A 19,557-nucleotide genomic window follows, 5' to 3' on the forward strand; every position below is an offset into this window, starting at 1 on the left:
GGTTTCCCGCCCCGGCTGCCCGCCGAAGCCGGCCGAGTGCGCCGGTTCGCCAACCGACATCGATGGAGCCTGAAGGATCATGAGCGAGACGACCCCTGCCTCCGGCGCGGCCGAGGCCGCCACCGAGCCGTTCCGGTACAGCGCCACCCTGGCGGCGGAGATCGAGTCCCGCTGGCAGGACATCTGGGAGAAGGAGGGGACGTTCCACGCCCCCAACCCGGCCGGCGCCCTGGCCGACCCGGCCGCCGGTGACGTCGCCGCGAAGCCCCACAGCTTCATCATGGACATGTTCCCGTACCCCTCGGGTGCGGGCCTGCACGTCGGCCACCCGCTGGGCTACATCGCCACCGACGTCTACGCCCGCTACCAGCGGATGACCGGCCACAACGTGCTGCACACGCTGGGCTACGACGCGTTCGGCCTGCCCGCCGAGCAGTACGCGGTGCAGACCGGCACCCACCCGCGGGTCTCCACCGAGGCCAACATCGCCAACATGCGCCACCAGCTGCGCCGGCTGGGCCTGGGCCACGACCCGCGCCGCTCGATCTCCACGATCGACCCGGAGTACTACCGCTGGACCCAGTGGATCTTCCTGCAGATCTTCAACTCCTGGTACGACACCGAGGCCGGCAGGGCCCGCCCGATCGCCGAGCTGGTCGAGCGGTTCGAGTCCGGCGCGCAGCCGACCCCGGACGGCCGCGCCTGGGCGGCGCTGTCCGCCGCCGAGCGCGAGGACGTGCTGGGCGAGTACCGGCTGGCGTACTCCAAGGAGGTGCCGGTCAACTGGTGCCCCGGCCTGGGGACGGTGCTGGCCAACGAGGAGGTCACCGCGGACGGCCGCTCCGAGCGCGGCAACTTCCCGGTGTTCAAGTCGAACCTGCGCCAGTGGATGATGCGCATCACCGCCTACTCGGACCGCCTGATCTCCGACCTGGACCTGCTGGACTGGCCCGAGGCGATCAAGCTGCAGCAGCGCAACTGGATCGGCCGCAGCGAGGGCGCCCGGGTCGACTTCGCGGTCGGCGCCGACGAGAAGATCACCGTCTTCACCACCCGCCCCGACACCCTGTTCGGCGCCACCTACATGGTGCTGGCGCCCGAGCACGGCCTGGTCGACTCCATCGTCCCGGCGGCCTGGCCGGCCGGCACCCGCGAGGAGTGGACCGGCGGCGCCGCCACCCCCGCCGAGGCCGTCTCCGCGTACCGCGCGACCGCCGCCGCCAAGTCGGACGTCGAGCGCCAGGTCGAGGCCAAGGTCAAGACCGGTGTGTTCACCGGCGCGTACGCGACCAACCCGGTCAGCGGCGAGCCCGTCCCGGTGTTCGTCGCCGACTACGTGCTGATGGGCTACGGCACCGGCGCCATCATGGCCGTCCCGGCCCACGACCACCGCGACTTCGCCTTCGCCCGGGCCTTCGAGCTGCCGATGCGCTGCGTGGTCGGCCCGACCGACGGCCGCGGCGAGGACCCGCACGGCTGGGACGACGCGTTCGACACCTACGACTCCGTCATCGTCAACTCGGCGCACGACGAGGGCACCGAGAACGGCATCTCGCTGGACGGCCTGAGCGTGGTCGACGCCAAGGCCGCCGTCACCGCCTGGCTGGCCGAGCACGGCATCGGCGAGGGCACCGTCAACTACCGCCTGCGCGACTGGCTGTTCAGCCGCCAGCGGTACTGGGGCGAGCCCTTCCCGATCGTCTACGACGAGGACGGCGTGATGCACGCGCTGCCCGAGTCGATGCTGCCGGTCGAGGTCCCCGAGGTGGACGACTACTCGCCGCACACCTACGACCCGTTCGACTCCACCTCCTCGCCGAAGACCCCGCTGTCCCGCAACGAGGACTGGGTCAACGTCGAGCTGGACCTGGGCGACGGTGTCAGGACGTACCGCCGCGAGACCAACACCATGCCCAACTGGGCGGGTTCGTGCTGGTACGAGCTGCGCTACATCGACCCGGCCAACGGCGCGCGGGTGGTCGACCCGGCGAACGAGCGGTACTGGCTGGGCCCGACGGCCGAGAAGCCGGCCGGCGGCGCGGACCTGTACGTCGGCGGCGCGGAGCACGCCGTGCTGCACCTGCTGTACGCCCGCTTCTGGCACAAGGTGCTGCACGACCTGGGCCACGTCTCCTCGGTCGAGCCGTTCCACAAGCTGTTCAACCAGGGCATGATCACCGCGGACGTGTACCGCGACGAGCGCGGCTTCCCGGTGCCCGCGGCCGAGGTCGAGGAGCGCGACGGCGGCTACTTCTGGGAGGGCGAGCCGGTCAGGCGCGAGGCCGGCAAGATGGGCAAGTCCCTGAAGAACGCCGTCGCCCCGGACGAGATCGCCGACGAGTACGGCGCCGACACGCTGCGCCTGTACGAGATGTCGATGGGCCCGCTGGACGTCTCCCGTCCGTGGGACACCCGCGCGGTGGTCGGCTCGTACCGCTTCCTGCAGCGGCTGTGGCGCAACATCGTCTCGGAGTCGACCGGCGAGCTGGTCGTCGCGGACGAGCCGGCCGACGAGCCGACCCTGCGGGCGCTGCACAAGGCCATCGACGGCATCCGCGGCGACATGGCCGGGCTGCGCTTCAACACGGCCGTCGCCAAGGCGATCGAGCTGAACAACTTCCTGGTGAAGCGCGGGTCGACGCCGCGCGAGGTGGCCGATCGGCTGGTGCTGATGGTCGCCCCGCTGGCCCCGCACATCGCCGAGGAGCTGTGGCGCCGGCTGGGCCACGGCGAGTCGCTGGCGCACACCGACTACCCGGTCGCCGACCCGGCGTACGTGGTGGACGAGGCGGTGACCTGCGTCGTGCAGATCAAGGGCAAGGTCAAGGCCCGGCTGGAGGTCCCGCCGTCGATCTCCGACGCCGAGCTGGAGGCGCTGGCCATGGCCGACCCGGCCGTGGTGGCCGCGATCGGTGACGCGCCGGTGCGCAAGGTGATCGCGCGGGCGCCGAAGCTGGTGAACATCGTCACGGGCTGACGGGCGGCTGTTCGGGGGCCGGGTGGCGTCGTCGTGGCGCCGCCCGGCCCTCTGCCGTTTCGGGGGTTCCGCGGTTCGCGTGTGCTGCTGTCCGGGCTCGGACCGGGGTGGGTTGTCCGGCTGGTTGCCGCGACGGCCTTGCGGTTGTGCCCGGCCTGCCCGGGGGAGGACTCTGGGTGAGAACCCCGATCTGTCCCTGATCTCCGGTGCCGGGGCCCCTTCGGCCTGCCTCGGAGCGTGCTCGGCGGCTACCGTGGAACCCTCGGCGGGCTGGCCCGCGTTGGGCCCGGTGGGGGCCGGTTCGGCTGGTGGAAGGTGGCTCGTGATGGACGTGCTCGGCGTGATGATCGGCCTGGCCCTGCTCTTCGGGTTGGCGGCGCTGGCCCTGGCCGTGGTCGGCACGGTCAAGGCGGCGAAGGCGGTCGCGGTGAAGGTGGAGCGGCACGAGGCCAACGCCCGGCGCGCGGTGGAGAACGTCACCCTCAAGGCGAAGACGTTCACCAAGCCCGGGCCGCAGGGGCAGATCTCCGCCGTCCGGCTCGGGCTGCGGACCTCGTTGGACGGCACCCGGCAGGTGCTGGAGAGCGGGCTCGCCCAGGACGGCCAGCTCGGCGAGTCGCTGGTGCTGCTGGCCAGGCTGGACGCCCACGCGGCCGAGCTGGACGGTGAGTTGCGGATCCTGGAGCGGGAGCCCGACACCGGGCGGATCGCGGCCAAGCTGCCGGAGCTGCGGGAGCGGGCCGACCGGATCACCCACTCCGCCGAGACCATGCGGTGGGCGGCCCAGGACCGGATGCACCGGTTCGCGGACGACGAGCTGAGCCGGCTCAGCCAGGAGTGCGAGAGCGAGGCCGGCGCGCTGCGGCACTGGGACACCTCGGGGGCGGGTGCCCCTGCCGGTGGCGCAGGCGGTGCGGGTGGCGTCGGTGGTGCTGGCGGTGCCGGGGGTGCGGGCGGTGTCGGGGCTGCGGAGACCGGGACCGCGGCGCGGGAGGAGGCGGTGCGGCCCGGGCTGACCGACGGACGGGGCGGACGGCCCAGCGCCGAGGAGCTGTTGGGCCTCGCGGACCCGCTGTCCCGGCTGGCGCAGCGGCTGCGCAAGCCGAGCACGGGGTCCTCGGCCGGCTGACCGGGACGGCTCGGCCCGGCCTTCGGGGCCGGGCGTCGCCGTCGGCCGGGCCCTGGGCGTTCGGCGGATCGGCCCGGGCCCGGTGCTGCTCTCCGGTCGCTGCTCTCCGGCCGCTGTCATCCGGAGCGGACGGGGAGTAACCTCCGGCTCATGCCCGCCGACCTCGCACTTGTCACCGATTCCACGGCCTACCTGCCACAGCAGGCCGTCGACCACCACGGGATCACCGTGGTCCCGCTGAGCGTCGCGGTCGGTGACACGGTGCTTTCCGAGGGGGTGGAGATCTCCCCGAAGGACGTCGCCGAGGCGCTGCGCGGCAAGCAGCGGGTGACGACCTCCCGGCCGAACCCCGAGACCTTCGCCGCCGCCTATCGCGCCGCCGCCGAGGCGGGGGCGCGCGGCATCGTCTCGGTGCACATCTCCGGCGAGCTGTCCGGCACGGTGGAGGCGGCCCGGCTGGCGGCCGCCGAGGCGCCGGTGCCGGTGCAGGTGGTGGACAGCCGGCTGGTGGGCATGGCCCTCGGCTATGCCGTGCTGGCGGCGGCGGAGGCGGCGGCGGCCGGTGAGGAGCTTGCCGAGGTGGCCGGGGCCGCCACCCGGCGGGCATCGCTGACCAGCGGTTTCTTCTACGTCGACACCCTTGAGTACCTGCGCCGGGGTGGGCGGATCGGTGCCGCCAGGGCGCTGCTCGGGTCGGCCCTGGCGGTGAAGCCGCTGCTGCACCTGGCGGGTGGGCGGATCGAGCCGCTGGAGAAGGTGCGGACGGCGTCCCGGGCGATCGCCCGGCTGGAGGAGATCGCGGTCGAGCAGGCGGGGGAGCGCGAGGTCGACATCGCCGTTCACCACTTGGCGGCGGGGGAGCGCGCCGAGCCGCTCGCGGAGCGGTTGCGGGCTCGGGTGCCCGGGTTGCGGGAGCTGTCCGTGAGCGAGGTGGGGGCGGTGATCGGTGCGCATGTGGGGCCGGGGCTGCTGGCCGTGGTGGTCTCGCCGCGCTGACGCGGTGCCTCGTCTTGGGGGCGTTCGGTGGGCGGGGCGACGCGGGGCGGCGGGGGCGTTCGGTGGGCGGGGCGGCGGGGGCGTTTCGGCGGGTGGGGCCGTGCTTCGGGGGCAACCGGCCTCGGGTCTCCTCGCTCGTGTGAGTGACCTGACTTATCCACAACCCCCTTTTATCCACAGCTTTTTCGAGATTTCCCCGCAGCCGGTGAGCGACTTCTACCGTGCTGCGCATGACGACCACGAGCATCGGCGCGGCCAGGCGCCATGAGATCACCGAGACGGCCCGCCGACGGATGTCGACGCTGCTGCCCGAGTCCGAGGGCCCGCCCGATGTGGGCGAGCCCTCGGCCACCGGGCCGCCGTCGGACGCGGGTCCGGTGCCCGCCCCGGTGGGCGGCCCGCCGTTTCGACTGAGCCCGGCGCTGGCGCTGGACCGGCGGGCGGTCGTGGGGCTCCTCGTCCTGCTGCTGCTCGCCGTGGGCTACGCGGTGCAGCACTTCTGGCTCGCCAGGGCCCGGCCGGTCCAGGTGCCGGCGGTGGCGGTCGCCCCGCCGGTGCCGGGGGAGGCGGTGGCGGCCGCGACCGGCTCGTCCACGGTCGCCGCCGAGGCCGCCGGTCCGGGCGCAGGCCCGGGCGCCGTTGGTACGAACACCGTCGTGGTGGTGGACATCGGAGGCCGGGTGCCCTCACCCGGGGTGCACACCCTGCCCGGCGGCTCCCGGGTGGCGGACGCCCTGCGGGTGGCCGGCGGCCCGCTGCCGGAGACGGAGACCAAGAGCCTCAACCTGGCCCGGGTGCTGACGGACGGTGAGCAGATCCTGGTGGGGGAGCCGGGCACGCCCCCGGCCGGTGCCCCGCTCGCCTCGGCCGCGCCGACGCAGCCGGTCAGCCTCAACCGCGCCACCCTCCAGCAGCTCGACACCCTCCCCGGCGTCGGTCCGACGCTGGCTCAGCGCATCCTCGCGTTCCGCACCTCGCACGGGTCGTTCCGCTCCCTGGAGCAGCTCAGACAGGTCAGCGGCATCGGCGAGCGCACCTACGCGGAGATCAGACCGATGCTCACCCTCTGACCGACCACCGCCCCGCCCCCATCCCGTGTGCGCCGAAGGGAGGTGCCGCCATCCCAGGGACGGCCAAGCCCACCCGTATCTCCACCGACCCCGTCCGGACGTCCCCCGACCTCCGTCTGCTGCTGCCCGCCGTCTCGGCATGGGCGGTCACGGCCCTCGTCCTGCGGCCGGGTGCGCGCGACGGTGCAGCCCTCGCTGCGACGGCGGCCGCCGTCGCAGCCGTGTTCCTGCTGCTGTACTCCGCCCGGTGGCGACGCCGGGGCGCCGCCACCACCGTGGCCGCCGTCCTGCTTACCGGCGCGGCGGCCGCCACCGCCACCCTCCTGCACACCGCCGACCTGCACCGCGGTCCGCTGCCCGGACTGGCCCACAGCGCCTCCGCCCCCGGGGCCCCGGCCGCGGCCGGCGCGATCGTGGGCGTCGACCTGACCATCACCGGGGATCCGAGAGCGTCCACCTCCCGGTCCAGGGGCACGAGCGCCGGCCAGGCCCTTCTCACCGTGGAGGCCGTGGTGGACCGGGTCGGCGTCCCCGACGGGCTCGCACCCGACGGGCTCGCACCGGGCGGGACCGTCCGGACCAGGACCCCGGTGACCGTCCTGGTACGCGGCGAGGGGCTGGAGGCCTGGCAGCACCTGCTTCCGTCGACCAGGCTGGCCGTCGAGGCACAGGTCCGCCCGGCGGGGGAGGGGTACGACACCGAGTCCGCGGCGCTGCTGCTCACCCACGGGCCGCCCCGGCAGCTGGCGCCGCCGAGCCTGCCGCAGCGCATCGCCGGCCGACTGCGGGCCGGTCTGCGATCCGCCGTCGACGGGCTCCCACCGGATGCGCGGGGGCTGCTTCCGGCGCTCGTCGTCGGGGACGTCTCCCGGCTGCCCGACGACCTCCAGGAGGCCTTCCGCGCCACCGACATGGCGCACCTGGTCGCGGTGAGCGGGGCGAATCTCGCGATCGTCCTGGGCGTGCTGCTGGGGGCACCCGGGCGGGCCGGGAGGTCCGAGCGGCGGGGCCTGGCCGGCCTGCTCGGGTTGTCGCTGCGCACCACCGCGCTGCTCGGCACCGCCGTCACCCTGGCCTTCGTCACCATCTGCCGCCCAGAGCCGAGCGTGCTGCGGGCGGCGGGTACCGGCCTGGTCGGCCTGCTGGCCCTGGCGGCCGGCCGACCGCGCCAGGCGGTGCCGGCCCTGTCGGGCACGGTCCTGCTCCTGGTGCTTCTCGATCCCCACCTCGCGCGGTCGTTCGGGTTCCTGCTCTCCGTCCTCGCCACCACGGGTCTGCTGGTTCTCGGTCCGCACTGGGCGGACGCCCTGCGGGCGCGGGGCTGGCCGCACCACCTGGCGACCGCCGTGGCGGCGACGGCCGCGGCCCAGGCGCTCTGTGCGCCCGTCACCGTGGTGCTGTCCGCACACATCAGCCTCGTGGCCATCCCCTGCAACCTGCTGGCCGAGCCGGCGGTGGCCCCGGCGACCCTGCTGGGGTTCGCGGTCCTCGCGGTGGAGCCGGTCCTTCCGGCGGTGGCCGGCCTGCTGGCCGAGCCGGCCGGCCTCCCGGCCGGTTGGCTGGCGGCGGTGGCCAGACACGGCGCCGAACTGCCCGGGGCCCGGCTCTCCTGGCCGGGCGGGCTCCTCGGTACCGCCACCCTCGCCCTCGCCACCGTGGCGGCCTGCTGGTCGGCCCCGCTCCTCCTACCCCGCCGAGCGGTGCCCGGTGGGGTGGGAGGAGCGCCTCCTGCCGTACCGCTTCCTGCCGTACCGCCTCCGGCCGGAGCGTCACCCGCAGGCGGTAGCTCCCGGGCGGGGCGTGCCCGGCTGCGGCATATCCGGCTGCGGTACGTCCGGCTGCGGCATGTCCGGGCGGTCGTGGCGGGGCTTCTCCTCCTTGCCCTGCCGGCCGTGCTGCTGCGGCCGCCGCTGCTCACCCGGATCGCGACCGGCTGGCCGCCCCCGGGGTGGCGGCTGGCGATGTGCGACGTGGGCCAGGGCGACATGCTGGTACTGCCCGTCACCGCCCCAGGCGACGCGGCGGACCAGAGCACCGGTGACGGCGGCCCGGACAGCGCCGTGGTCGTGGACGCCGGGCCGGACCCGCAGGCGGCCGACCGCTGTCTGCGCGACCTGGGGATCACCACCGTCCCGCTGCTCCTGCTGACGCACTTTCACGCCGACCACGTCGAGGGCGTGCCGGGAGTGCTGCGCGGGCGGCGGGTCGGGGCGGTCGAGGGCACCGCGCTGGACGATCCGCCGGGTGAGGCGGCGCGGGTGCTCCGCTGGGCGTCGGCGGCCGGCGTGCCGTTGGCGCGGGCCGTGCGCGGCGAGCGCCGCACGGCCGGCCCCGGCCTCTCCTGGGAGGTGCTCTGGCCGGACGGCTCGGCGGCGGCCGACGCGCCCGGTGCCAACAACGCCAGCGTCGCCCTGCTGGTCACCCTGGGCGGCGGGCTGCGGCTGGCCCTCCTGGGGGATCTCGAACCGCCGGCCCAGTCCGCACTGCTGGCCCGTATCGGCCGCAGCGGCCGTACCCGGGTGGACGTCCTCAAGGTGGCCCACCACGGCTCCGCCCACCAGGACGCGGCCCTCGCCGCGTTCCTCCGCCCGCGGCTGGCCCTGATCTCCTGCGGTCGGGACAACCCCTACGGCCACCCCGCCGCCCGCACTGTGGACCAGCTGAGGGCCCTCGGTGCGACCGTCCTGCGGACCGACCAGTCCGGCGACATCGCCGTCACGGGCGGCACCCCGGCCGCCCTCGCTGCGGTCGTCCACCCACTCGACCACCAACCCGCGAGGGGGCGTCGCACCTGAGCGGATCGGCAGTGCGGACTTCGGCAGCGCAGGTGTCGGCGTACAGGTGAACGTGCCCAGTCCCGTACGGATGAACGTGCCCGGACGAAGCGGTGGGTGACGCTCTCGTGCCGCGGCAAGGAGGCATCGGATACTGACTGCTGTGATCACTGAGCCCTCACCTTCACCGGTCAGTGACCCGGCTGACTTCGCGTCCCGGCTGGCTGCGGCCGAGGACTGGACCGGCGCGGCTCTGGAGGCTCAGCAGGAGGGGCGGTGGGTCCTGACCGGGACGGAGCGCCGGATCCTGGCCGACATCGTGGCGGCTACCAATCCCCTGCACGGTGGCCGGCTGCCACCGCACGACGACGAGTCGCTGTACGTACGCCTCGGACGCATCGGGAACTGGGCCGGCGTGCTGCGGCTCGCCGCACGGGCCGGGAGCTTTGAACTCCGTCCTGTGGCGGGTACGGACCCTTCGTCTCAAACCCGCCCCGTCGGCATGGCCGACCTGCTTTCGGGCATCTACGCGCTCGCCGAACAGGGCGAACGGTGGCAGCGGCTGATGCTGGCAACCGTCGCCGAACTCAACGCCGCGGCCCGCAGCCGGCCTCCGCAGGAACGACAGGATCTCGACCAGGCGCTCGCCGAGCGTGAGCCACGGTTCGCGAAGGACCTGGCCGCCGCGGAGCGCTTCTTCACCGGCCCTGGTTCGCTGGAAGACCTGCCCCTCTTCCTCTGCTGACCGATAGCCCAGGGGCGGCGCCGCGCCGACGCTGAGCCCGTTCCCCTGTACCGCCATGGGCACATCGCGGAGCACCCGGACAGCCGGCACCCGGACAGTCGGAACCGGCAGGCGGCATCGGCAGGCCGGGGTGCCGGGCGGCACCCCGGGGGCGGGGTCAGCCCTCCTCGCGCCAGCCCTCGTGTTCGGTGGCGACGGCGTCCAGGGCGCGCAGGAGTCCGGGGGTCCAGCCGTCCTCGGGAGGTTCGACGACCACCAGCCACTGGGCGTCCTCGGCGTCGTCCTCGCCGGCCAGTGCGTCGCGGACGATTTCGAGTTCGCCGAGGTCGGGGTGGTCGGCGCTGAGGCCTTCGGAGGCCTCCTCGGCGGCGTCGCGGTCGGGCAGGACGAGCAGTTGCCGGGCGTGCGGGTCGAACTCGTCCAGGTCGCTGATGGTGTGGTCTTCGGTCACTGGGTCATTCTCCCCGGATCCGTCGGCCCGCCCTCAACCCGGGTCCCCGTGCGGCCCCCGCACCCGGGCCCGCGCACCCGGTCCGCGCACCCGGGCCCGCACCCGGTCCGCGCACCCGGGTCCGCGTCCCGGTCGGCCCGGGCGGGAGTGTCCGCACCCCGTGGGATGCTGGTAGGCGATGGCCAGGAAGAGTGCACCCGACGACCTGCTCGCCCCGCTGACCCTCGCGGTCGGCCAGGAGGAGCTGCTGCTCGACCGCGCGGTCGCCCAGGTGGTGGCGGCGGCGAAGGCGGCCGATCCCGACACCGATGTGCGGGACCTCCCGCCCGGGGGCCTGCAGCCGGGCAGTCTGGCCGAGCTGACCACACCCTCGCTCTTCGCCGAGCGCAAGGTCATCGTGGTCCGGGCCGCTCAGGACCTCTCCGCCGAGGCGGTGAAGGAGGTCAAGGCGTACATCGAGTCCCCGGCCGAAGAAGTGATCATCGTGCTGGTGCATGCGGGTGGCGCCAAGGGCAAGGGCCTGCTGGACGCCGGGCGCAAGGCCGGCGGCCGGGAGGTCGCCTGCGCGAAGCTGGCCAAGGCGGGGGAGCGGCTGACCTTCGTCCGGGGCGAGTTCAGGACGCTCGGCCGCTCGGCGACGCCGGAGGCCTGCCAGGCCCTGCTGGACGCGCTCGGCAGCGACCTGCGCGAGCTGGCCGCCGCCTGCAGCCAGCTCACCTCGGACGTCGAGGGCACCATCGACGAGACCGTGGTGGCCCGCTACTACAGCGGACGGGCCGAGGCGACCGGCTTCGAGGTGGCCGACCTGGCCGTCACCGGTCGGGCCGCCGAGGCGCTGGAGCGGCTGCGCTGGGCGCTGGCCGTCGGGCAGCCGCCGACCGGTATCACCTATGCGCTGGCCTCCGGCGTCCGCAGCATCGGGCGGCTGGCGACCACCGGGCGGAACATGCGCCCGGCGGACCTGGCCCGCGAGCTGGGGATGCCGCCGTGGAAGGTCGAGCGCGTCCGTCAGCAGATGCGCGGCTGGACGGGCGACGGCGTGGCCACCGCCCTGACCGCGATCGCCCAGGCGGACGCCGCCGTCAAGGGCGGGTCCGACGACCCGGCCTACGCGCTGGAGCGGGCCGTCGTCGCGGTCGCCCGCGCCGCCCGGGCAGGCACCCGCCCGTACTGACGGGCCGGCGGCGCAGGCTCCCACCCGGGCCACGCGGGCAGGCCGACTGAGGCAGGCCCTGTGGCGCCTGCGCCTGCGCCTACGGGCCGCCGATCGCCTTCAGGGCGTCCCGGCCGTCGGAGAGCAGCGACTGCCGGACGGTCTCCTTGTCGACCGGCTTGGGCCCGTCGTCGTCATAGGTCGCGGACCAGGCCAGTGAGAACGTCATACCGCCGTCCCGGACCTGCAGTTCGTAGCGGGCGGAGTGCCAGGTCCGGCTCTTGCTGGTGGTGCGCCGCTCGTCGATGTAGGCGAGATAGGCCTCGTCGCCGAGCCCGGGCACCGCGCTGATCTCGGCCTTGCGCTGCTGGAAGGCCGCCTTGGTGGCGGTGAACTCCGGCGCGGAGTCCACGGACTTGTGCAGGTTGGCGCGCATCTCGATCAGCGCGTAGTCCCAGTCCGAGGACGTGGCGCCGCGCTTCATGTCGGCGGTGCACGACATGACGTCCATGTCGGTGTGCCGGGCGCTGTAGTGGTACGGGTTGGTGTCCACCATCGTGTAGAGCGACTGGAACTTGCCCGGCTTCGCGGCCGAGCAGAGATCGTCCACGACGTGGTAGCCCCGGATCGGACGCGCCGAGCCCCCGGACTGCACCATGCCGGGCAGGGTGAAGACCGCGGCCGCCCAGCCCCCCGAGACGATCAGCGCGCCCGTGAACGCCCAGACGGCGTTGCGGCGCAGGCCCCCGCCCCGGCGGCCCCGCCGATCGGCTTCCACCGGCGGCATTCCGGGCGAGGTGGGCAGCCCGGGAGGCGGCCCGAAGCCCGGGGTACCGCCCGGCGGCGGAGTCTGGTGAGGCTGCTGGTGTTGCGGTGGCTGCTGCGGCTGGTGCACCTGCGGCGGCTGCTGCTGCGGAAAACCGCCGAACCCCGGCCCGCCCTGCGGTGGCGGTGGCGTTGCCATACGTGGCCCCCCTGAGCCCTGTGGTCCCGGGCCCGCGCCCGACGGACGCGATCCCGGTCGGTGATCGACCCTAGCGTTCGCACCGGTGAACGGAACAGGCGCCGCAGCCGCCCCGGGGAAGGGGCTTGCTGCGGCGCCTGCCGTACTGCTGTGTGCACCGCACCCGCGTGGCGAACGCAGGCCGCGTGCGGTGCGAAGTTCCTACTGCGCCTCAGGGGTCCGGGTAGAGGGCCGGTCCGACCTGGGGCGGTGGGGTCGAGGACCCCGGGGGCGTCAGGCCTGGACGGCGGTGTTGACGCGCTTGGTGATCGCCGACTTCTTGTTGGCGGCCTGGTTGGCGTGGATGATGCCCTTGCTCACGGCCTTGTCCAGCGCCTTGGAGGCGGCGCGGGCCAGCACGGCGGCCTTCTCGGTCTCACCGGCGGCAGCGGCCTCGCGGGCCTTGCGCAGAGCGGTCTTCAGCGAGGACTTGACGGCCTTGTTGCGCAGGCGCGCCTTCTCGTTGGTCTTGTTGCGCTTGATCTGGGACTTGATGTTCGCCACGAAGGAGCCTCAGTCTTGTGTGTTAACGGTTGGAACGGGCTGCACCAGGCGGCCGCCGGACAAGCTGAGAGGGCATGCCGAGGGCCAGGTGCAGCGCCCCACGCTACCAGGGGCGTACCGTTCGCCCCAAACCGGCCGGGCCCGGATCAGTCGCCGAGCACCGGCTCGCCGTAGTGCTCGACCTCGGGGAACGGCTCGTAGAAGCGGTGCAGCAGCTCCCGCCACCGCTGGTACTCGGCGGAGCGGCGGAACCCCTCCGTGTGGTCCTCCAGCGCCTCCCACTCCACCTGGAGCAGGAACCGCGAGCCGCGTCCCTCGTCCAGGCAGCGGCGCAGTTCCAGCGAGCGGAAGCCGGACTGGACCGCGATCAGCGGCCTGGCCTCCGTGAAGGCGGCGAGGAACGCCTCCTCCTGACCGGGCAGGACGTCCAGCAGCGCGCTTTCGAGGATCATGGAGCGCCATCCTGCCCCGCCGGACCGCCGCGCGAAAGCCCCGGAGCGGCGCCGCAGCCGCTGCGCAGCGGCCCCCCGGGCGCGGTCCGGGCGGCCCGGGGACGAGCTGGGGGACGAGCTGACCGGCGACGCACGTCCAGCTCGTGGGAAGATGGGAGGAACTATCTCGATCGGACGACTGTCCGGTCCCCGGGAAGCCGCGGTCAGCGATGATCCGGACACCCCCGGCCCCCGGACCAACGGAGAATCGGACCAAGGTGCCCGCGACCCCCAGCAATGTGCCAGAGCCCAGCCGTACCGACCCGGCGCTGATCCGCAACTTCTGCATCATCGCCCACATCGACCACGGCAAGTCGACGCTCGCAGACCGGATGCTGCAGATCACCGGCGTCGTCGACCCGCGGCAGATGCGCGCCCAGTACCTCGACCGGATGGACATCGAGCGCGAGCGCGGCATCACCATCAAGTCGCAGGCGGTCCGCCTTCCGTGGGCGCCGAAGACCGGACCGAACGTCGGGTCGACGCACATCCTCAACATGATCGACACCCCGGGCCACGTGGACTTCACCTATGAGGTGTCCCGTTCGCTCGCCGCCTGCGAGGGCACCATCCTCGTGGTGGACGCCGCCCAGGGCATCGAGGCGCAGACCCTCGCCAACCTGTACCTGGCGCTGGAGAACGACCTCACGATCATCCCGGTGCTCAACAAGATCGACCTGCCGGCCGCCCAGCCGGAGAAGTACGCCGCCGAGCTCGCCCACATCATCGGGTGCGACCCGGAGGACGTCCTCAAGGTCAGCGCCAAGAGCGGCCTCGGCGTGCCGGAGCTGCTCGACCACGTGGTCGAGAAGATCCCGGCGCCGGTCGGCGTCAAGGACGCCCCGGCCCGCGCGATGATCTTCGACTCGGTGTACGACTCCTACCGAGGCGTGGTCACCTACGTCCGTGTCGTCGACGGCCAGCTCACCAAGCGTGAGCGGATCGCGATGATGTCCACCGGCGCGACCCACGAGCTGCTGGAGATCGGCGTCATCTCGCCCGAGCCGAAGGTCGCCGACGGCCTGGGCGTCGGCGAGGTCGGCTACATCATCACCGGTGTGAAGGACGTCCGGCAGTCCAAGGTCGGTGACACCATCACCTCGATGCACAAGGGTGCGACCGAGCCGCTGGGCGGCTACAAGGACCCGCGCCCGATGGTGTTCTCCGGCCTCTACCCGCTGGACGGCTCGGACTACCCGCTGCTGCGCGACGCCCTCGACAAGCTGCGGCTGAACGACGCCGCGCTGGTCTACGAGCCGGAGACGTCCGTCGCACTCGGCTTCGGCTACCGCTGCGGCTTCCTGGGCCTGCTGCACCTGGAGATCATCCGGGAGCGCCTGGAGCGCGAGTTCAACCTCGACCTGATCTCCACCGCCCCGAACGTGGTCTACCGCGTGGTGATGGAGGACGGCACCGAGCACACCGTCACCAACCCGAGCGAGTTCCCGACCGGCAAGATCGCCGAGGTGCACGAGCCGGTCGTGCGCGGGACCATCCTGGCGCCGAACGAGTTCGTCGGCGCGATCATGGAGCTGTGCCAGGGCCGCCGCGGCAACCTCCAGGGCATGGACTACCTCTCCGAGGACCGCGTCGAGCTGCGCTACACCCTGCCGCTCGCGGAGATCGTCTTCGACTTCTTCGACTACCTGAAGTCCAAGACCCGCGGTTACGGCTCCTTCGACTACGAGCCGATCGGCGAGCAGACGGCCGACCTGGTGAAGGTCGACATCCTGCTGCACGGTGACGCGGTGGACGCGTTCTCCGCGATCGTGCACAAGGACAAGGCGTACAACTACGGCGTCATGATGGCCGGCAAGCTGCAGAAGCTGATCCCGCGCCAGCAGTTCGAGGTGCCGATCCAGGCGGCCATCGGCTCGCGGGTGATCGCCCGTGAGACGGTCCGCGCGATCCGCAAGGACGTGCTCGCCAAGTGCTACGGCGGTGACATCTCGCGTAAGCGCAAGCTGCTGGAGAAGCAGAAGGAAGGCAAGAAGCGGATGAAGATGGTCGGCCGCGTGGAGGTCCCGCAGGAGGCCTTCATCGCCGCGCTGTCCACCGACGCCGAGGCGCCGAAGGAAAAGAAGTAACGAGGTAGAGCGGTAGCAGCGGCCTGAGGGGCCCGGGGGTCGACACCCCCGGGCCCCTCAGCCGTTCCGCCACCCGACGCCCGCCCGCGCGCTCAGCGCAGGGTCGAGACCACGCCGCCGACGATGGCCGCCTTGGCCAGCCGCCCGACCGGCCCGGTGAACACGGTGGGCCGCATCGAGTCGTCCCCGTGGATCAGCTGCAGCAACCCGTCCCGGCGCCCGAGGCTCAGGCACTGCACGGCGTACCGGAACGCGAAGGGCTTGTCGGTGCGCCCGGCGAGCACCCGGCCGAGGTACCGGCCCATCGGCTGGGCGGTGGCGCAGCCCATCCGCAGGGTGCCGGTGCCGGGGACGGTCACCTCGGCGGCGTCGCCGATCACGTACACCCCGGGGTGCGAGACCGAGCGCAGGTGGCGGTCGACGATCGCGCGGCCGTCCGCGGCGACCGCCAGTCCGGCCTCGGCGGCCAGCGGGTGGGGGTCCATGGCGGCCGCCCAGGCCACCACGTCGGCCGGGATCCGGCCCCGCCCGGTGGTCAGCCCCTCCGGGTCGACCCCGGTGACGGCGCTCTGCTCGTGCACGTCGACCCCGAGCCGCTCCAGGACCCGCAGGACGTGGCCGCGGCCCTTCGCCGAGAACCAGCCGCCCACCTGGCCGGCGGCGACGATCCGCACCCGCCAGCCGGGGTGCGCCTCGGCGAGTTCGGCGGCCAGTTCGATGCCGGTGGCGCCGCCGCCGACCACGGCCACCGTGCCGGGCTCCCCGGTGCGCAGGCGTTCGCTCAGCTCGCCGGCCCGCTCCACCGGGTAGGCGTGCTCGGCGGCGCCGGGGACGCCGTGCCAGGCGGTCCGGCTGCCGAGGGCGTACACCAGGGTGTCGTAGCCGATGGCCTCGCCGGTGTCCAGGAAGACCTTGCGGGCGTTCGGGTCCAGCTCGGTGGCCCGGGCCCGGAGGTGGCGGACGCCGCGGCCGCGGACCAGCTCGGCCAGCGCGGGCCGGTGCTCGGGGTGGCCGGCGGCGGTCTCGTGCTGGCGGATCCGGTGCAGGAAGCGGGCCTCGGGAGCGACCAGGGTCACCCGGTGGTGCCGACCGGCCCGGGTCGCGGCGGTCAGCCCCGCGTAGCCGGCCCCCAGTACGACGATCTGCTTCTCGGTCATGTCGTCCGCCTCCTTCGCCGCGCTCTCTGCGCGCGTTCGGGAAGGGGACGACGCAGCCGGTCAGGGTGTGACGGTGACCTGTGTCACACGGGTCAGCTTCTCGGGGTTGACCACCACGAACGCCTCGGTGATCCGGCCGTCGGTGACGGTGAACGCCAGCACGGCGCCGACCGAGCCGTCGGCGTCGTGCCAGAGCAGGCCCGGCTCACCGTTGACCAGCGCGGAGGCGATGCCGATGCCGGGGGTGAACCACTTCGCGACCAGGCCGGCCACCATCCGGGAGACCTTGTCCGCGCCGACCACCGGGCGGGCGCCGGCGGTGACGATGCCGCCGCCGTCGGAGTGCCAGACCACGTCGGGATCGAGGACGGCCAGCAGGCCCTCGATGTCCCCGCGGGCGGTGGCGGCGGCGAAGGCCTGGACGGCCTGCCGGTGCTCGCCCGGATCGGCGGTGGCCCGCCGGCCGCCGTCCTTCACCCGGCGCCGGGCCCGGGAGGCCAGCTGGCGGGTGGCCTCGGGGGTGCGCTCCAGGGTGGCGGCGATCTCGTCGAAGCCGACCGCGAAGACGTCGTGCAGGACGAACGCGGCCCGTTCGGCGGGGGTGAGCTGCTCCAGGACGGCGAGCAGGGCCAGCGAGACGGACTCCCCGCGTTCGGCCAGCTCGGCGGGGGAGGCGGGGGAGTCCGCGTAGGAGACGGCCGGCTCGGGCAGCCACTCGCCCCAGTAGGACTCCCGGCGGGCCCGGGCCGAGCCCAGCTGGTCGTAGCAGAGCCGGGTGACGACGGTGGTCAGGAAGGCCCGCGGGTCGGCGACCCGGGACCGGTCGGCCGTGCGCCAGCGCAGCCACGCCTCCTGCAGCACGTCCTCGGCGTCGGTGAACGACCCCAGCAGCCGGTAGGCGACCGATCCCAGGTAGCGCCGGTTCGCCTCGAAGGCGTCGTCCGTCACCGGCCCCGCGGCCTGGTCGGGCGCTGCGTCGGTCGGCTCGGCTGAGAGGTCGTCACTCACCCGACCCACGGTAGCGGCCGGGCGCCGAAGACGAGGAGCCGGAGCGGGGGCCGGACCGAACGGCCCCCGCTCCGGCTCCGCCGGACGACTGCGCCGCCGCTCAGTCGACCTCGGCCACGGCCTCGGCGAACTGGGCCTGGTACAGCCGGGCGTACGCGCCGTCGGCGGCGATCAGCTCGTCGTGCGTGCCCTGCTCGACGATCGACCCGTTCTCCATCACCAGGATCACGTCGGCGTCCCGGATGGTGGAGAGCCGGTGGGCGATCACGAAGCTGGTCCGGCCGGTGCGCAGCCGGGCCATCGCGCGCTGGATCAGGACCTCCGTCCGGGTGTCGACCGAGCTGGTCGCCTCGTCCAGGACGAGGATCGACGGCTGGGCCAGGAAGGCCCGGGCGATGGTGATCAGCTGCTTCTCGCCCGCGCTGACGCCGGCGCCCTCGTCGTCGATCCTGGTGTCGTAGCCGTCCGGCAGGGTCCGCACGAAGCGGTCCACGTGCGCGGCCTTGGCCGCCTCGACCACCTGCTCGCGGGTGGCGCCCTCGGCGCCGTACGCGATGTTGTCGGCGATGGAGCCGCCGAACAGCCAGGTGTCCTGGAGGACCATGCCGATGCCGGAGCGCAGCTCCTCGCGGGACATCGCGGCCACGTCCACCCCGTCCAGGGTGATCCGCCCGCTGCTGACCTCGTAGAACCGCATCAGCAGGTTGACCATGGTGGTCTTGCCGGCGCCGGTCGGGCCGACGATGGCGACGGTCTGCCCGGGTTCGACCTTCAGCGAGAGGTCCTCGATCAGCGGCGTCCCCGGGTCGTAGCGGAAGGCCACGTCCTGGAAGGCGACCCGGCCGCGGATGGTGTCCGGGCGCTCGGGCATGGCCGGCTCGGGGGTCTGCTCGGGCGCGTCCAGCAGCTCGAAGACGCGCTCGGCGGAGGCGACGCCGGACTGCACCAGGTTGGCCATGCTGGCGACCTGGGTGAGCGGCTGGCTGAACTGCCGCGAGTACTGGATGAACGCCTGCACGTCGCCGATCGACAGCGCGCCGCTCGCCACCCGCAGGCCGCCGACCACGGCGATCAGCACGTACTGCAGGTTGCCGATCAGCATCATCGCGGGCTGGATGATCCCGGAGATGAACTGGGCCCGGAAGCTGGCGGTGAACAGCGCCTCGTTGTGCTCGGCGAAGACCTCCGCGGACTCCTTCTGCCGGCCGAAGACCTTCACCAGGTTGTGGCCGGTGTACATCTCCTCGATGTGGGCGTTGAGCTGGCCGGTGGACTTCCACTGCTGGACGAACTGGGGCTGCGCCCGCTTGCCGACCCTGGTCGCCACGACCACCGACAGCGGCACCGAGACCAGGGCGATCAGCGCCAGCAGCGGTGAGATCCAGAACATCATCGCGAGCACGCCGACCACGGTGAGCAGCGAGTTCACCACCTGGCCCATGGTCTGCTGCATGGACTGGCCGATGTTGTCGATGTCGTTGGTGACCCGGCTGAGCACCTCGCCGCGCGGCTGCTTGTCGAAGTAGCTGAGCGGCAGCCGGGCGAGCTTGGCCTCGACGTCCCTGCGCAGCCGGTAGCCGGCCCGCTGGATCGCCGTGGTGGCGAGCCGGCCCTGGACGATGCCGAGTACGGCGGAGGCGACGTAGATCACCAGGACCCAGAGCAGCACGGTGCCGATGGCGTTGAAGTCCATGCCCACGCCGGGGGTGAAGTCGATCGAGTTGAGCAGGTCGGCGGTGCCGCCGTCGCCGTGCGCGCGCAGCCCCTCGACGGCCTGCTGCTTGGAGGTGCCGGGCTCGAACTGGTCGCCGACCACGCCGGCGAAGATCAGGTCGGTGGCGTCGCCGAGCACCTTGGGGCCGACCACGGCGGCGCCGATGCTGAGCACGCCGAGCGCCAGCACGGCGGAGATCAGGGCGCGTTCCGGGCGCAGCAGCTTGAGCACCCGCTTGCCGGAGCCCTTGAAGTCCATCGACTTCTCGGTGCCCTGGCCGCCCATGAACCGGCCGGGG

General features: G+C 73.4%; 15 protein-coding genes. 8 read left to right on the plus strand and 7 right to left on the minus strand.

From position 1 onward, the window contains the following. Positions 1-79 precede the first annotated feature (79 nt). The 6 genes from leuS (at position 80) to ACGFZP_RS00480 (ending at position 9,691) form a co-directional block, all read left to right on the plus strand. Complete coding sequence (gene leuS / locus ACGFZP_RS00455; protein ID WP_392927016.1) at positions 80-2,977, plus strand: leucine--tRNA ligase; 2,898 nt, start codon at positions 80-82, stop codon at positions 2,975-2,977. 325 nt (positions 2,978-3,302) lie between these two features. Next, positions 3,303-4,106 (plus strand): hypothetical protein, encoded by an 804-nt coding sequence (locus ACGFZP_RS00460; protein ID WP_392927019.1) that lies wholly within the window; start codon positions 3,303-3,305, stop codon positions 4,104-4,106. 150 nt (positions 4,107-4,256) lie between these two features. Further along, entirely contained in the window at positions 4,257-5,102 is an 846-nt protein-coding gene (locus ACGFZP_RS00465; protein ID WP_392927022.1) for a DegV family protein, read from the plus strand. A gap of 230 nt (positions 5,103-5,332) precedes the next feature. Next, on the plus strand, positions 5,333-6,172 hold the full coding sequence (locus tag ACGFZP_RS00470; RefSeq protein WP_392927025.1) for a helix-hairpin-helix domain-containing protein: 840 nt from the start codon (positions 5,333-5,335) through the stop codon (positions 6,170-6,172). A gap of 221 nt (positions 6,173-6,393) precedes the next feature. Further along, entirely contained in the window at positions 6,394-8,967 is a 2,574-nt protein-coding gene (locus tag ACGFZP_RS00475) for a ComEC/Rec2 family competence protein (protein ID WP_392927028.1), read from the plus strand. Positions 8,968-9,109: 142 nt separating this feature from the next. Next, positions 9,110-9,691 (plus strand): hypothetical protein, encoded by a 582-nt coding sequence (locus tag ACGFZP_RS00480; RefSeq protein ID WP_392927031.1) that lies wholly within the window; start codon positions 9,110-9,112, stop codon positions 9,689-9,691. Positions 9,692-9,848: 157 nt separating this feature from the next. Here the strand turns inward: ACGFZP_RS00480 and ACGFZP_RS00485 are convergent, their stop codons facing one another. Beyond that, positions 9,849-10,142 carry a hypothetical protein gene (locus tag ACGFZP_RS00485; protein ID WP_392927033.1) on the minus strand — a complete coding sequence of 98 codons (294 nt, stop codon included), beginning with the start codon at positions 10,140-10,142 and terminating at the stop codon, positions 9,849-9,851. A gap of 178 nt (positions 10,143-10,320) precedes the next feature. Between ACGFZP_RS00485 and holA the strand changes: the two genes are divergently transcribed. Next, the gene (gene holA / locus ACGFZP_RS00490) at positions 10,321-11,316 is read left to right on the plus strand and encodes a DNA polymerase III subunit delta (protein WP_392927036.1); all 996 of its coding nucleotides are present in this window, start codon (positions 10,321-10,323) and stop codon (positions 11,314-11,316) included. Positions 11,317-11,395: 79 nt separating this feature from the next. Here holA and ACGFZP_RS00495 read toward each other — a convergent pair whose 3' ends face one another. From ACGFZP_RS00495 to ACGFZP_RS00505, 3 genes are all read right to left on the minus strand, one after another. Next, the gene (locus ACGFZP_RS00495; protein ID WP_392927039.1) at positions 11,396-12,073 is read right to left on the minus strand and encodes a hypothetical protein; all 678 of its coding nucleotides are present in this window, start codon (positions 12,071-12,073) and stop codon (positions 11,396-11,398) included. A gap of 459 nt (positions 12,074-12,532) precedes the next feature. After that, positions 12,533-12,802, minus strand: coding sequence for a 30S ribosomal protein S20 (gene rpsT / locus ACGFZP_RS00500; protein WP_387939763.1), 270 nt, complete (start codon positions 12,800-12,802; stop codon positions 12,533-12,535). A 146-nt stretch (positions 12,803-12,948) separates the two neighbouring features. Beyond that, the gene (locus tag ACGFZP_RS00505; protein ID WP_392927042.1) at positions 12,949-13,254 is read right to left on the minus strand and encodes an antibiotic biosynthesis monooxygenase family protein; all 306 of its coding nucleotides are present in this window, start codon (positions 13,252-13,254) and stop codon (positions 12,949-12,951) included. A gap of 257 nt (positions 13,255-13,511) precedes the next feature. On the opposite strand from ACGFZP_RS00505, the gene lepA reads away from it, so the two are divergent. Then, positions 13,512-15,380, plus strand: a complete 1,869-nt coding sequence (gene lepA, locus ACGFZP_RS00510) for a translation elongation factor 4 (protein WP_392927045.1) — start codon at positions 13,512-13,514, stop codon at positions 15,378-15,380. Positions 15,381-15,472: 92 nt separating this feature from the next. On the opposite strand, the gene ACGFZP_RS00515 is transcribed toward lepA, so the two are convergent. From ACGFZP_RS00515 to ACGFZP_RS00525, 3 genes are all read right to left on the minus strand, one after another. Continuing rightward, positions 15,473-16,537, minus strand: coding sequence for an NAD(P)/FAD-dependent oxidoreductase (locus tag ACGFZP_RS00515; protein ID WP_392927048.1), 1,065 nt, complete (start codon positions 16,535-16,537; stop codon positions 15,473-15,475). A gap of 60 nt (positions 16,538-16,597) precedes the next feature. Then, positions 16,598-17,545 carry an RNA polymerase sigma factor SigJ gene (gene sigJ / locus ACGFZP_RS00520; RefSeq protein WP_392927051.1) on the minus strand — a complete coding sequence of 316 codons (948 nt, stop codon included), beginning with the start codon at positions 17,543-17,545 and terminating at the stop codon, positions 16,598-16,600. A gap of 100 nt (positions 17,546-17,645) precedes the next feature. Continuing rightward, complete coding sequence (locus tag ACGFZP_RS00525) at positions 17,646-19,544, minus strand: ABC transporter ATP-binding protein (protein ID WP_392928279.1); 1,899 nt, start codon at positions 19,542-19,544, stop codon at positions 17,646-17,648. Positions 19,545-19,557 lie beyond the last annotated feature (13 nt).

Source organism: Kitasatospora sp. NPDC048239 (assembly GCF_043202015.1).
GTDB lineage: Bacteria > Actinomycetota > Actinomycetes > Streptomycetales > Streptomycetaceae > Kitasatospora.

Bases quoted from the DNA above. Each gene is read 5' to 3' on its own strand.
- ACGFZP_RS00505 (WP_392927042.1), bottom strand. From the start codon at position 13,254: ATGATCCTCGAAAGCGCGCTGCTGGACGTCCTGCCCGGTCAGGAGGAG.
- ACGFZP_RS00465 (WP_392927022.1), top strand. From the start codon at position 4,257: ATGCCCGCCGACCTCGCACTTGTCACCGATTCCACGGCCTACCTGCCA.
- ACGFZP_RS00515 (WP_392927048.1), bottom strand. From the start codon at position 16,537: ATGACCGAGAAGCAGATCGTCGTACTGGGGGCCGGCTACGCGGGGCTG.
- leuS (WP_392927016.1), top strand. From the start codon at position 80: ATGAGCGAGACGACCCCTGCCTCCGGCGCGGCCGAGGCCGCCACCGAG.
- ACGFZP_RS00460 (WP_392927019.1), top strand. From the start codon at position 3,303: ATGGACGTGCTCGGCGTGATGATCGGCCTGGCCCTGCTCTTCGGGTTG.
- ACGFZP_RS00470 (WP_392927025.1), top strand. From the start codon at position 5,333: ATGACGACCACGAGCATCGGCGCGGCCAGGCGCCATGAGATCACCGAG.
- ACGFZP_RS00525 (WP_392928279.1), bottom strand. From the start codon at position 19,544: ATGGGCGGCCAGGGCACCGAGAAGTCGATGGACTTCAAGGGCTCCGGC.
- holA (WP_392927036.1), top strand. From the start codon at position 10,321: ATGGCCAGGAAGAGTGCACCCGACGACCTGCTCGCCCCGCTGACCCTC.